Below are 14,024 nucleotides of genomic sequence, written 5' to 3'. Positions count from 1 at the left end.
CAAGCCAGGAGTGTTGTCTCGCTGGCCAACCTGCGTCACCGCGACGTGAAGCTATTCCTCCTTTCGAGGTTTCGGCAGCTTCCAGGCGCGATCGAAACAATGGCACGTCTCTCGCTTATTGCGGATCCGCCGGCGGTGGCGAAGGTACGCCGACGCGTATCGACTTTGAGAAGTGCGGCGACAATGCGTCGACCCGCGCCCGCTGGTCAATATGAGCGGCGGTCCTGAGTTCGGCGAGCGACACTGACATATCCAACGCCCCATGATCGTAGGCGTAGTCCGGGAGATAGCCATTGACGATGAGACGCCAGTCGAAGGGAACGGTGCCTCCAACCACGCGCATCATCTTGACGACCGTCGTCGTGCAATTGCTCGTAAGCGAGTTGTAGAAAGCCGGCGTCGCGGCAAGGGCATTGGCGTCGGCAACATACTCGCGCAGGAGCGCACGTGCCTGTTCCGGGGATGCTTTCAGGCGGTAGATTTGCACATCTTCGCGACGGACGTTCGAACGGACGCCCACGACATCCCGCTCGTCTGCTGCGATGATCACCAAAGGATTGCTTTTGAACAAATCGGCGACGGGCGAGAATGCCCCTCCAACCCGGCGACGGACTTCGATCGACCACGCAAGCTGCTCGCCACCTTCAAAACCAAAGCTAAAAATCACGTGGGCAATCTCTGGCCCGGCCCAATAGGACATGAACAGGTCGATCGTCCGAAGCTTGCTCATATCGTAGGTGCGCGTCGTCCATCGCTCGAGGAAGTCAGTACTGCCATGCCACTCGAAATCCCGCACATTTGTCAGTGTCAGCAGGTCGCCGTTGAATTCGCCTGTGACCTGTCGAGCGACATCGGGTGCCCAGGATGCATTCTTCAGGGGCTTGATCGTATGCCACCAGACCAGGACAAGTGCGAACGTCGCTGCGAATATAACGACGGCTTTGAAACGCCACGGGCCAAACAATCTCGTGATTGTGAACAACCCAAAAAGAGCGAATAGCCCGGCGGCAAAGCCTCTGGCCAACTCCGAAACGGGAAGGCGATACCACAATGCAAGTGATGCCCATGTAACGGCTATCGCTATGAGGATTGCGAGTAGAACAGCGAGAATCGCCCACCCTGAACGACGCAATTTACTCTCCTCCCGTTTCAATTGGTGCAGAAAATCTCGCTGCAGCACACTAGCCGGCGAGATCAACAAGACGCCACAAAGAACCGATTGCGACCGCAATTCGTACAGGTCTTACCACATGCTAGGGTATTCGTTTGTTCAAATGCTTTCTGTTATGGGCACCGTGCGAGACGTTGCATCGCCTGGTAGCGAGGTCGTTCATCTCAGTGCATTAGCCCCCATGGCGGCAATTGTCGCAAGCCAGCCACGGCCCATGTCTGCATTCCTCGAACGGCGGCTTCGCACCAAACGTGGCCTTTGAAGGCGGCACCCATCCGCAAAGCGTGGCGATTTCCCACCTCCACGGATCGAGACGTTTCACCACGTCATCGACGCGCGAGGTCATGTACCGCAATCGGATCCTTCAAAGCGTCGAGCGGCCCTTCCAACGCAGTTCGCGGCGGAACCAGCTGTGGCTCGATCATCACGAGCTGTGGGGTCGTGTCCTGCTCTTCTAAAAGCTCGAAGCCTCTTTCGAGCATATCAGCTGTGTTCGGCCTGATCATATAGACCGGAAACGGCAAAAATGAACCAAACGGGTCATAGTCGAAACATCCGACCACGATATCTTCGAATGCTACCCCGTCGTGGCGGCTCATGAAGCGCAGCAACCCCTCGAAATTTATGGACGAGTTAATGAAGAAGCAGCGCGGCAGCCTGCCATGGCGTTCGAAGAACCGCTCGAAGGCAAGCTGTGTCATGCCCGGCGAGTATCCCGTGGTCTCGATATCGCCCTCGGTATCCACTCCAAAAATAGATCGCTTCACCGCATGAAAGCCCAGGATGCGATCGCGGCTGGCATGGTCGTCGCGACCGCCAAACATGAATACGTCCTCAGCACCGAGTGGCCCCATTCCTTCAGCGTGGCGGATAATTGCCGAGGTCAGCGCTTCTGCACCCCGTCGGTTGTCCGAGATCACCGACGGTGCGTACTTGCCGGGAAGGTCGATATTCACGTGCGGCAATCCCGCACGGGCGCACACCTGATGGACGCCGTCCGGATCAGTGGCGCCTGCGATAAATAGCGAATCAATCGAATACGCGATCAACGACTCTACGGTGCGCCGTTCTTCCTCAGGATCGCGCCGGCCGGAGACGACCACCGGCAGTAATCCGCGCTTGCGTGCCTGCGCCTCGAAGGTCTGAGCCATCGAGGAAAAGAAGCGGGTGTCGTAAACAGGCAAGAGCAGTCCGGCCAGTCCCGAGCGGGAACTTCTCAACGCCCGAGCCTGGCGATTGGCGGTGTAACGGTGCGCTTTTGCGAGCGACAGGATCTTTTCGGCTGTTTCTTCCGATATCCGCCGCTTCCGCCACGTGCCATTGAGGACGGAGGCTACAGTCGAGGCGGTTACGCCCGAGATCACCGAAAGATCGTAAATTGTTGCTTTCTTTTGCTCTTTTTCCGTCATCCGCAGACTCCTCCACCGCTCCGTTTCTCTAGATCAATGGTCCTCTTGACGAAAGTCCGTTCCGTGTTAATGTTATTGCACCATCGATGGTGCTCAATTGCAAGAGCGATTGTGCGCGATGGCAAGTCACTTAGAGGAGGTGACAGGGAGGAGGTTCCGATGGTCGGAGCCGAAACGTTCAACGCGGGAGCGCTACCGTTCCTGTGAACGGATCTTGCTTGTCAGCACTATTGGAGGAGGAAAGATCCAATGAGAAAAATACTCGCCGCGACGCTTGGTCTGTCGCTTGTACTTCTGGCATCCACCGCCTTCGCTGGTCCGAAGATCGGCGTCGTCGTCAAAATCGGCGGCATCCCGTGGTTCAATGCCATGGAAGCTGGGATCAAGGAACAAAGTGCCAAGCTCGGCGTCGAAGGCTTTATGGTTGGGCCGACCAGTGCAGACCCGGCACTCCAGGTCCGCGCCATCGAAGATCTGATCGCGCAGAAGGTTGATTATATCGGCGTGGTGCCGAATGACGCGAAGGTACTGGAGCCGGTTCTCAAGAAGGCGCAGGAGGCCGGCATCAAGGTCATCACGCATGAATCGCCCAAGCAGGTCGGTGCCGACTGGGATTTTGAACTCGCTTCGGCCAAGGGCTTCGGCGAAGCACATGGCAAGCTCCTTGCCGAGAAGATGGGCGGCAAGGGCTCCTATGCGGTGTTCGTCGGATCCTTGACCGTTCCGCTGCACAACGCTTGGGCCGACGCGGCGATCGCCTATATCAAGGCCAACTATCCCGACATGAAGCTGGTGGGCGACCGCTATGGTGTTGCCGAAGACGTCGACAAGAGTCGCTCGACCGCTCTCGACCTTATGGCGGCCAATGCCGATCTCACGGGCTTCCTGGCATTCGGTTCGCAGGGTCCAATTGGCGCAGGTCGCGCAGTGGAAGAGCGCCGCAAGGACGGAAAGGTATTCGTCATCGGTCCGTTCTCTCCAGGGCAGGGAGCAAAGCTCATCAAATCAGGTGCTTTGACGGGCGGCTTCATGTGGAACCCGAAGCAGGCTGGCGAGGTCTTCGTGACGCTTGCCGACCGAATTTCCAAGGGCGAGACGCCGAAGGCTGGCGACGACATTGAGGGCCTTGGAAAGATCAATCCCGAGGGCAACACCATCATCGTCGACCAACTGCTGGCCATCAACAAGGACAGCATCGACAAGCTCGTTGGCATGGGCCTTTAATCCTCCCGGGACCCACGCCCTGAGGTCGCGGGGACATATTCCCCGCGACCTCCTTACGGACAATGCAAAACCTGGGGCCGACCGCTGAAGCAGCGGTTGAACAGGAGGATACTCCATGAGCGTCGAACCGCTGCTTTCACTCAAGAACATCAAGGTCACCTTTGGCGGCGTACGCGCGCTGAAGGGTGTGTCCTTCGAGGTCAACCCCGGAGAAGTCCACTGTCTCGCTGGCGAGAACGGATGCGGCAAGAGCACGCTCATCAAGGTGATTACCGGCGTCTACAAACCACAGGACGGTGCTGAATTTTATTTCGACGGCAACCCGATCTCGGCCATGACACCCACTCTGGCGCAATCGCTCGGGATTCAGGTGATCTGGCAAGACTTGGCGCTGTTCGGCGAAATGAGCGTCGCCGAAAACATAGGCTTCCAGTACGCGGTCAACGGCAAATATGGGCTTGTCGACAAGCGTGCCATCGAGGACGCGGCTGAAAAGGCACTCGCTCGCCTTGGGGTGAGCATCGACATTCATCTCCCACTCAAGGAGTTGCCGATCGCGCAGCGCCAGATCGTTGCGATAGCGCGCGCCCTTGTGGGCGAAGCCCGGCTCGTCTTCATGGATGAGCCGACGGCGTCGCTGACCCAATCGGAAACCGACTATCTCATTGACATCGTCCGCAACCTTTCCGCTTCAGGAGTGGCGGTGGTCTTCGTGTCGCACCGTCTTGCGGAAGTCCTCGAAATATCCGACCGAATGACCGTGCTCCGCGACGGGGCCCTCGTTGGTGTCTTCCCAGTCGAGGGGATGACGCAGTCACGAGTAACCGAACTGATGACCGGCAGGAACTTCGACAGTTCCGTTATCGCTACCGATCACGACAACGAGGCGGTCGTGCTCTCCGTGCGGGGACTGACGCGAGCCGGCGAGTTCGAGGATATTTCGTTCGATCTTCGCCGAGGAGAGACGCTCGGGATCACCGGCCTTCTCGGAGCAGGGCGCACCGAACTAGCTCTTACGCTCTTCGGGATGCACCGCCCACAGGCGGGCGAGGTCACCATCGAAGGTGAGCGGGTCAGGTTCGGTTCCAATCGAGACGCCATTCGTGCTGGTGTTGCCTACCTTTCGGAAGACCGCTTGTCGCTTGGCCTCAATCAGCCACAGTCGATCGCCGACAACCTTGTTATGGCATCGCTTGATAAACTGCTGTCCGGCGGAATGATCTCGCCGGCCAAGAAAGCGAGCGTTGTCAGCCATTGGATCTCGGCGCTCGGCGTCAAGATTGGAACGCCAGACGACCCCATCCGGACTTTGTCAGGCGGCAACCAACAACGCGTGGCGATCGCCAAGTGGCTCGCGATCGGCCCGAAGATTCTCATCCTGGACGCCCCAACCGTAGGCGTCGACGTCGGCGCGCGAGCGGGCATCTTCGACATTGTGCGCAAGCTTGCGGCTCAGGGGCTGGCGATCATTCTGATCTCCGACGAGCCGCCCGAGGTCTACTTCAATGCGGACCGCATCATTCACATGGTCGAGGGCAAGATCCACGCGACCTATGATCCGCGACAGTTGTCGCTCAGCGAACTGGAGTCTGCCGTCTATGCGTAGGCTGATCCTTGGACACACAACCGAATTCACACTTCTGGCGGTCATGGTCGTGCTTTGCATCGGGCTGTCTTTTGGCACGGAGCGTTTTCTTACGATCTCGAACGCTTTTGATGTGCTGAACGTCTCGGCCGTCAACATCATCTTTGCCGTCGGACTTCTAGTCGTCTTGATTTCTGGCGGGATCGACATCTCCTTCGCCGTTGCCGCATCTGTGGTCCAATACCTCACCGCGCTGGCGCTTGGCGCGCTGGGTGGCGGCAACTGGGCGGAAGGCTTCATCATCGCGGGGGCGGTTGGGATCGGCCTCGGGCTGATCAATGCCGCATTGGTCTACCGGCTTCACATCATCTCGATCGTAGCGACGATCTCGACCTTCAACATCTTCTTCGGACTCCTGATGTTCTTCACCAAGGGCGTGTCGATCTACGATCTGCCGGAATGGCTGACGACGCGCGTCGTGTTCTTTGAACACGAGATGGCCGATGGATCGTGGGTCGAACTCACACTTCCGGTGGTGGTGATGATCCTCTGCTGCTTTGCGACCTGGTTTATGATCTCGAGGACGACGATCGGCCGCCAGCTTTACGCTTTCGGCGACAATCCTGAAGGAGCACGTCGCTTCGGAATCAACATCGGCGCCATGCACTACATCTCGTTTGGATGGCTTGGCCTGATGGCTGGCATCGCCGGCCTGATGCAGGCTCACTACGCCGAGGAAGTTGTTCCGAATGCGCTTTATGGTCGCGAACTCGACGTCCTCGCCGCCACGGTTCTCGGTGGTGCGCGGCTGGGTGGTGGTAAGGGATCCGTTATTGGCTGCGTCCTCGGCGTCTTGATGGTTTCGATCACGCAAAACGGGCTCAACCTGATGGGCGTGTCGCCCTTCGCGTTCAAGATGATCGTCGGCGCAATCATCCTCATTGCCATCACGCTCTCTTCCGCGCGCATCGACAAACTTCTGCCATTCCTCGCGAAAAGCAACGCCAAAAGGGGGAGCTCGCACTCATGAAAGCCATCGCTCAAAAGTTCAACGCCACCTTCGGCGCGGATATGACCGGCCCGGCGATCGCATTCTTAGCAGTGATGGTGATCTTCGGACTGGCCGCCAACAACTTCATTTCGTCGGCAACCTTCGGATCGGTGGCATTCCAGCTTCCCGAACTCGGGCTTCTGACGCTCGCGATGCTGCTGCCACTTTTGACCGGCGGGATCAACCTCTCGGTGACGTTCACCGCAAACCTATCTGGACTGGCCGCCGCCTGGGTCATGCAATCGTACGGCGGCGTAGATGCCTCGCCGGCTGCATTCCTGCTGGGCGTCCTTGCTGCGCTGGCGACGGGCGGCGCCGCGGGCCTCATGACCGGCGCTGCCATTGCCTCCACGCGGGCCCACCCGATCCTTGTCACGCTGTCGATGATGATCTTCTTGCGCGGGCTTGGCGAGTTCCTCACCCGAGGCGGCGACGTGTCCGGATTTCCGAGCTTCATCGCTCCTATCGGACACGGGTCGATCTTCGGACTTCCTATTCCGCTCTTGATTTTCATAGCCTGCGTCGGGATCTGGCAGCTTCTGCTGACGCGCTTCAAGCTCGGCTTCGGCCTGCTGATGATCGGCTCAAACATCGAGGCGGCTCGATACTCCGGCCTGAATACGCGTCGCATACTGGTGCTGGTCTACACGCTGTCGGGTCTGATGTGCGCCGTCGCAGGTGTGATAATGCTCGCCCGCTTCAATTCGGTCCGCGTCGGCCACGGCGAGTCCTATCTGCTGATCACCGTGCTCGCCGCGTTTCTCGGCGGCATCGACCCGTTCGGCGGTTTCGGTCGCGTATTGCCGGTCTTTGTCGCTCTCATCGTGCTCCAGCTCCTTTCGTCGGGTCTGAACCTGATGGGTGCAAACCAGCATCTGGCAACGGCGCTCTGGGGCGTACTGATGATCGTCGTCATGGCCGCAAGAACTATCGTTTCAACGTACATCGCATCACGCAGAAAGAAGGGATGACCGTGCAAGGTTTTGGAATTCATGCGAGCATGTGGACTATGAACTGGGACCGCGCAGGCGCGGAGCGGGCCATTGCCGGTGCTACCAAGTACAAGATGGAATTTATCGAGATTCCACTCGCTGACGCGCCGTCGGTCGATGCCAAGCATACTCGCGACCTTTTGGAAAAACATGGCCTGCGTGCAGCATGCTCGCTCGTGCTGCCGGAAGCGGCATGGGCCTCGGCAAGGCCGGACGCCGCCATCCGGCACCTGAAGGTGGCGATAGACAAGGCGGCCGAGATGGGCGCCGAGGCACTCACGGGCGTCACCTACGGCGGTACCAACGAACGCACTGGAGCTCCTCCGACACAGGCGGAGTACGACAACGTCACGCGTGCGCTCGAGGCGGCCGCGAAGCATGCCAAATCCCAGGGCATCCAGTTCGGCGTTGAAGCCGTGAACAGGTACGAAAACCATCTGGTCAACTCGGCCGAACAAGCCGTGGCTTTGGTCGAACGCATCGGTTTGGACAACGTGTTCGTCCATCTCGACACGTTCCACATGAACATCGAGGAGAAGGGGGCCGCAAACGGCATCCTGGCCGCGCGCGATCACCTCAAATACATGCATCTTTCGGAAAGCGATCGCGGGACCCCCGGTGCAGGCAACGTGCCTTGGGATCCGATCTTCGCCGCTTTGTCGGCGATCGGCTTCAAGGGCGCGCTTACCCTGGAGAGCTTCGTCAGTATGCCGCCGGAGATGGCTGGCGACATATCGACCTGGCGGCCGGTTGCGCGTGACGAGGAGGAAGTCATGGGCAATGGCCTCTCTTTCCTGCGCAACAAAGCCGCACAATACCAACTGGCATGACTTCGCAATGGTCAGCGCCCCAACGGCGTTGGTAGCGGAAAGTGCGAAGTGGCAATGGGAGGAAATCCTTGAGCAAGATTGAAGGAAACGCGCGGAAGATCGCGAAGATCGCGGCCCAACGCTTCCACGAAAGCAACGGTCGGAGAGTTCTGATAGCCGTAGCGGGCGCACCCGGTTCAGGGAAATCCACGCTCGCGGAGCGCGCCGTGGAGATTATCAACAAGGATCATCACCTCAACGCAGCCCTGTTTCCGATGGACGGATACCACTATGACGATGTCGTCCTGGAGCAGATGGGGCGCCGGCCTTACAAGGGGGCAATCGACACCTTCGATGCCCATGGTCTGCGTCACATGCTCAAGCGCTTGAAGGCCAACGAGGACGACGTCGTTGCCGTTCCGGTATTCGACCGCTCTATCGAGATCGCGCGGGCTGGCGGCAATCTAATTCCCCGGTCGACGAACATCATTGTCTGCGAAGGCAACTACCTGCTGGCGCGCCAGCCGCCCTGGGACAAGTTGAAGGAGATTTTCGACTTCACCGTATTCGTCGACGTGGACGAGGATCACCTGCGGCAGAGACTTCAGAACCGCTGGCGGAGCTACGGCCTCGATCCGAAGGAGATCAATCGGAAGGTCGAAGAGAACGATCTGCCGAACGGACTTGCGATCGTAGCGGGAAGCGCCGAGCCGGACCTCCGCATCGAGAACAACTGATCCGCGAAGGCCGACCGGAGGTAGCTGCGGTCGGCCACTGCCAACCCCGCCAGGGACATTCGGCGGGATCTACTACATTGGAGACTCCTATGAAACACGGAATTTACTACTCTTACTGGGAACACGAGTGGAGCGCAAAATTCGGCCCCTACGTCGAGAAGGTAGCCAAACTCGGCTTCGACGTCATCGAGGTAGCTGCACACCATATCAATGAATACAGCGACGCCGAACTGGCAGAAATCAGACGGACCGCCACGGACAATAACATCGTCCTCACGGCCGGGATCGGTCCTTCGAAATCCAAGAACCTTTCATCACCGGACATTGCGGTGCGCCAGGCGGGAAAAGCATTCTTCGAGCAAACGCTTACAAACGTCGCAAAGCTTGACATCAAGACGATCGGCGGCGCGCTGCATTCCTATTGGCCGGTGGACTACTCGAAGCCAGTCGACAAGGAGGGCGACCGGGCTCGCGGAGTCGAGGGTATTCACGGCATTGCGGATTTCGCCGCCAACTTGGGAATTAACCTCTGCATCGAAGTCCTGAACCGCTTCGAGAACCACGTTCTCAACACCGCCGCAGAGGGTGTCGCATTCGTGAAGGATGTCGGGAAGCCGAATGTTAAAGTGATGCTCGATACCTTCCACATGAACATCGAGGAGGACAGCTTCGGCGAGGCGATCCGCACCGCCGGCCCGCTGCTCGGACATTTCCATACGGGTGAAAGCAACCGTCGAGTGCCCGGTAAAGGAAGAATTCCTTGGCACGAGGTCGGCCTGGCACTTCGCGAGATCAACTATACCGGCGCTGTGGTCATGGAGCCGTTCGTAAAGACCGGTGGAACGATCGGATCTGATATCAGGGTCTGGCGCGACCTCACCGACGGCGCAGACGAAACGAAAATGGACGAGGATGCTCGAAACTCTCTGGCATTTTCTCGATTTGTACTCGGCGGCTGATCTTGACGATGCGTTCAGCCCCTTGGATCACTTTGCCATAGATGCAAGAGGGATCCGAATTGGAGCCTCAGAAGATTGTCGAAACTCAGGCCACAAGGGCCGCCGTGCGGCGTCATCACAAACCAATACCCCTGCGCGCGAGCGCAGGGCAGCTTTGAGCATGTTATCTGGTTATACCGCTCCCGGTTTCCACCACACGCATTTGGCAAATAGCGCGTCGAAGTTTTTGATCCTGCTTCGTTGTGCGGGGATCGCTACCCCTTCCCTGGCAAGGTGGACCATATTGGTCGTCACCAGTTGGCTGTTTCCCGTACTCTGATAGCAGAACTGCTCGGTCGGCTTTTGCCCGGCCTTGCCGTCGTTGAAGACCCATCCGGTTATGACGTTTCCCCCGACTGCTTCGACTTCCGAAAAGACCGTCAGGCTCCGTTCGATGGAATCCCCGTCAGCGGTCTTTTGCGGCAGTGCTTGCGGGACTTGCGCAGGGATGCCGTCAAGCTCGACCGTCCCGCCTTCAGCAAGCTTTACCGTCGCGTCTTCGGCCATGCCGACCTTGCCCCCATCGGCTAGTACCACTTTCGCGCCGTCGGCAAGCGTTACGCTGCCTTTGACTTCGATTGGCGGCATGTTCCTGAATGCTTCAGCCATGGCGGCTTTCAGCAGTTCGGGGTCCGCCTTCTCGTTCTCCGCCTTGATCGCGAGGGCGAAGGCAATCCCGACGCAGAGAACCAATGCGGATGCGCCGAAAAGATAGTTGCGGAGCGTTGCAGACTTCAAAGCCGATGTATTGGCTTGCGACTCCTGAATGACGGTTTCAGTCAGCCGAATATCGTTCTCGTTGCTACTAGCGGTCATGGCTTCGTTTCCCGAATTGGCGTGACGTTGTTGTTACTCATGGTGGCAATGCGCCGAACGTGGTTTTCTAGCGTCGGAGACATGACGACTTCTTTTCGTACCCTCTTTGCTGGCTTCGGTGGCAGCGCCTTAGGTATCGGGTGGTATGCTGTCACGACCAGAATTGTGGAGGCAACAGCAATGCCCGCTGCCGTGACCAGGACGAAAAACCGCAAGAACCAATGGACTTCATCGTCGGTAACCGCCGTTGGATCTTTGCCGAAGACCATCGCCGTAAAAGAATGCAATTGCGATTGAAGAACGGCCTCTCGGCGAACACTCTCCAATTCGGTAACCTTCATTTGTTGATTAGCGATCAGAACATTGCTGTCGGCAACGACCTTGGCAGCTTCGTCGCGTGCCTTGGCGGCCCCGGCGCGTTGCTCCTGCACATTGCCAATCTGCCCAATTACCGACGTTCCGGCGTATTCAGGTTGAACCAGCTTCGAGCGGGTCTTGGTGCATTGGCGGGTTTGCCCCTTCTTGTTCCGGCAAGTCCCCACATAATTTTCCTTGACGGTGTAAGCCTTTGGAGCCGCGCCAATGCTTTGGATAGTCGCTCCCAACTCTCCAACCTGCTTATCAAGGCGAGCTACATCGTCAGCCAGAGGTTTCATGATTGCCGCCTTGGCTTCCTTGTCGGCGACCAGCGTTGCAAGCTGCCCCTTAGCCCGAGCGAGCTCATCAGTCGCACGAACAACGCCGATCAAACGCGGGGAATAGATTTGTTCCGTCACCTGCGACATGGCTTTGGTCGTTATGAAGATGCAGCACACGACGCCAAACCAAGCAATGACCTTCTTCCAGATCTGCGTATGCGTGCAAATGGCCTTCGCCGTTTGGATACGTGCCGTTTCCGCAAGCGCCATCGAGGCGGCGCCGATGATAGCCAAGGCGTAAAGCGTGGCGTCATTTGATACGTAACGCCCCGCAAATTCATATGCGGCGAAGAACGACGCAATGATAATCCCGGCTTCGATGCCGTATGCGAAGTACAATTGGATATAGTTGACCCGATAGCCGCTTTCTCGATCACGGCGGGCCTTCCTGTTTATCGGCACTTCTATTTCTCCAAGGGTGGTCAGTAGTCCAGTTGGGCGGTTGGTCCGCACCAATGCTGAAGGCGCGCTAGCTTCGCCGCTCCGCCTTTCTGGTATTTCAGGCCGAGTCCTTCGGACACAAGTTGGGTCGCAACGTTCGTTTTGCCGACATAGACCCGTGCCAGAGTCCGGCCGAAGCGGTCGGTGCCATTACGGCGAATGATGACGGGGCCGCTATCCAGCAGATCTCGCAACCGGTCGGCCGCCTGCATTCCAACGTCCAGCTCATTGTCGCAATGCGGCTTCCATGTCTCCGGCGTGTCTAGATCGGTAATCCGGATCGTCTCACCGTTTTGCAGTTCAAAAGTGTCCCCGTCGATAATCCGAAGGTCGGACGCGTTGGCGGTACTCGCGGTCAATGCAGCGACCGCAAGGATGATTGCAGCAAATTTTTTCATTTTTTCGTTGACCTGAATTCTGAATTGTTTGGGGCGCCCTTTGCGGCCAATTGACCGCTCAAGGCATCCGCCCCCCAATCAGCTTATCCGCATGAGAGCCGGTACCGAAGGCGGTGACAGCCTGAACTATTGCGACTGCTTTTTCACGGTTCATGTCTCCCTTTAAAATGCTCTTCGAAAGCTTTGACGGTCCCGTAAGTCTCCGCGACACGTGTTTGAACCTTGCGCATCATATCGGAGCCGCGTTCTGGCCATCCATGGTGCTCGAACATGGCTGCGAAGCCGCCGAATCTCGTTTTGGCGATGTGAGCGATGACCTGTGCGTCGCCTCCTGGCGCATATCCGGACTCCAACGCTCTGTTTGGTTCACTAGTGGGTTTCATTATTCCAATCCTAACGACGGGACATCGATCCATGTCAGCGGCTGGTTTCCGGGCTCCCTCTGGATTCCAAATCTCAGTCGGTTTCTTTGGTTAGGTCTGACCGTCGACGAACTTCCGTCTTGCGCCTTAGTCTTGGGCAATGGATAAATGGGATAAGCAAAAATGAATGGCTTGCTTGCTGATGCCAATTGCTTGCGGTTGGATGCCAAACTGCAGCCGAAATCCCTGCATCTGCTAATCCAGTATCGCGTCAAAGCGGCTGGCGCATGGCACCGGTCGCTACTCGGAAAGTGCGAGCACAGGCTTGCCACGCGGGCCCGCCGAAATTCTGACGAGCCTTTGCCCATTTAACAACAGCAAGCATGACCAAACGAGCTTGGCTTTGAAAGCCCAGCAGCCAAGCGATCTGCGAAGCTTCCCGATCGCGCACTCGCACAGCATAAACGACCTCAGGGCTCCCCCCGAGGTCGCTCGAAGTCTGTATCACAGGCTTCCAATATCATTCTTGAGCCAGCTGGATAGCATTGTCACTTTGTTGACGCGTCGCTTCAGGCCAAAAAACCTCGTGATCAGATCGAAGATCGAAGCCACTAGGCCAACCGCTAAGCGTGGTTGTGCCGTTCCGAGTGTCTTTTCATCGACGCCCGTCGTTCTAATTTTTCTCATGATGGATCGCGGCGTTCCAACCGCGCCTTCTTCAAGCATCGGAGATGATTGGTAGAGCTTGTCTCTTCGACAACTCCGAACCGCCAGTCCGACTAAGATCTCAGCTTGAAAAGGGACAGCTCTTAGAGCCTACAGAAGCAGGCGAAATCTCAACCGGCGGCGGCGTGCGAAATGATGAGTTCTGCCATTGCACGCCTCCTGTAGGTTGTGTCACCGAGCGTGAGATACCTGTTTCGCGGCCGTTTTGCAAGGTGGACCTTTGTCGGAGGGCGGAATCATTGGTTGTTTACGGAGAGAGGAGACCGGCGAGAGGCGGGATCGCTTCGCAAGCGGAACATTGATCTGCTGCGATCTCGTGATGTTGCATGGCGGGTCGGTCAAAACCTCTAGGTGTGTGGTCCCGGAATGAGATGGTGCGGATTGATTTTGAAGATTGACGGGTCCCTTGTCCAGGCGTTGCAGATTGCTTGATAGGGCGTTCGCCATCGGAGCGCCTTGAGGTGTTTGGCGAAGTTGTAAGCAGTGACGAAGGCCAGGACATGGGCCTTGAGACTTTCCAGGTCGTCATAATGGTAGACCTTGACGGTGGCGTCCTTGATGGTTCGATTCATCCGCTCGGCCTGGCCGTTCGTCCAAGGATGGTAGG

At 57.7% G+C, this 14,024-nt stretch carries 13 protein-coding genes; 7 read left to right on the top strand and 6 right to left on the bottom strand.

Going from position 1 to position 14,024, the window contains the following annotated elements; translation table 11 throughout:
• Positions 1–115: 115 nt before the first annotated feature.
• Entirely contained in the window at positions 116–1,132 is a 1,017-nt protein-coding gene (locus tag AF71_RS02580; protein WP_169679633.1) for a DUF4105 domain-containing protein, read from the bottom strand.
• A 365-nt stretch (positions 1,133–1,497) separates the two neighbouring features.
• The gene (locus AF71_RS02575; RefSeq protein WP_169679631.1) at positions 1,498–2,580 is read right to left on the bottom strand and encodes a LacI family DNA-binding transcriptional regulator; all 1,083 of its coding nucleotides are present in this window, start codon (positions 2,578–2,580) and stop codon (positions 1,498–1,500) included.
• 249 nt (positions 2,581–2,829) lie between these two features.
• On the opposite strand from AF71_RS02575, the gene AF71_RS02570 reads away from it, so the two are divergent.
• The 7 genes from AF71_RS02570 to AF71_RS02540 all read left to right on the top strand — a co-directional run bounded on the left by AF71_RS02570 (position 2,830) and on the right by AF71_RS02540 (position 9,937).
• Positions 2,830–3,804, top strand: coding sequence for a substrate-binding domain-containing protein (locus AF71_RS02570; RefSeq protein ID WP_169679629.1), 975 nt, complete (start codon positions 2,830–2,832; stop codon positions 3,802–3,804).
• 115 nt (positions 3,805–3,919) lie between these two features.
• The gene (locus AF71_RS02565; protein ID WP_112645786.1) at positions 3,920–5,410 is read left to right on the top strand and encodes a sugar ABC transporter ATP-binding protein; all 1,491 of its coding nucleotides are present in this window, start codon (positions 3,920–3,922) and stop codon (positions 5,408–5,410) included.
• On the top strand, positions 5,403–6,419 hold the full coding sequence (locus tag AF71_RS02560) for an ABC transporter permease (RefSeq protein WP_169679627.1): 1,017 nt from the start codon (positions 5,403–5,405) through the stop codon (positions 6,417–6,419). Before AF71_RS02565 ends, AF71_RS02560 begins: the two co-directional genes overlap by 8 nt.
• Positions 6,416–7,411 carry an ABC transporter permease gene (locus AF71_RS02555; protein ID WP_169679625.1) on the top strand — a complete coding sequence of 332 codons (996 nt, stop codon included), beginning with the start codon at positions 6,416–6,418 and terminating at the stop codon, positions 7,409–7,411. Before AF71_RS02560 ends, AF71_RS02555 begins: the two co-directional genes overlap by 4 nt.
• A gap of 2 nt (positions 7,412–7,413) precedes the next feature.
• A complete protein-coding gene (locus AF71_RS02550) occupies positions 7,414–8,262 on the top strand; it encodes a sugar phosphate isomerase/epimerase (RefSeq protein ID WP_169680123.1) in 849 nt (282 codons plus the stop codon).
• A gap of 68 nt (positions 8,263–8,330) precedes the next feature.
• Positions 8,331–8,978 (top strand): nucleoside triphosphate hydrolase, encoded by a 648-nt coding sequence (locus tag AF71_RS02545; RefSeq protein ID WP_169679621.1) that lies wholly within the window; start codon positions 8,331–8,333, stop codon positions 8,976–8,978.
• An 89-nt stretch (positions 8,979–9,067) separates the two neighbouring features.
• Complete coding sequence (locus AF71_RS02540; protein ID WP_112645794.1) at positions 9,068–9,937, top strand: sugar phosphate isomerase/epimerase family protein; 870 nt, start codon at positions 9,068–9,070, stop codon at positions 9,935–9,937.
• A 171-nt stretch (positions 9,938–10,108) separates the two neighbouring features.
• Here the strand turns inward: AF71_RS02540 and AF71_RS02535 are convergent, their stop codons facing one another.
• From AF71_RS02535 to AF71_RS02520, 4 genes are all read right to left on the bottom strand, one after another.
• On the bottom strand, positions 10,109–10,792 hold the full coding sequence (locus AF71_RS02535) for a hypothetical protein (protein WP_169679618.1): 684 nt from the start codon (positions 10,790–10,792) through the stop codon (positions 10,109–10,111).
• On the bottom strand, positions 10,789–11,892 hold the full coding sequence (locus AF71_RS02530; protein ID WP_169679615.1) for a hypothetical protein: 1,104 nt from the start codon (positions 11,890–11,892) through the stop codon (positions 10,789–10,791). Before AF71_RS02530 ends, AF71_RS02535 begins: the two co-directional genes overlap by 4 nt.
• A gap of 20 nt (positions 11,893–11,912) precedes the next feature.
• Entirely contained in the window at positions 11,913–12,407 is a 495-nt protein-coding gene (locus AF71_RS02525; protein WP_210258121.1) for a thermonuclease family protein, read from the bottom strand.
• Positions 12,408–13,764: 1,357 nt separating this feature from the next.
• Positions 13,765–14,024: integrase core domain-containing protein (locus tag AF71_RS02520; RefSeq protein ID WP_169679612.1), on the bottom strand; the 260-nt coding region annotated here is incomplete at its 5' end.

This window comes from Rhizobium sp. 57MFTsu3.2 (assembly GCF_012932765.1).
Classification (GTDB): Bacteria; Pseudomonadota; Alphaproteobacteria; order Rhizobiales; family Rhizobiaceae; genus Rhizobium; species Rhizobium altiplani.
This window is presented reverse-complemented; position numbering and strand designations above follow the sequence as displayed.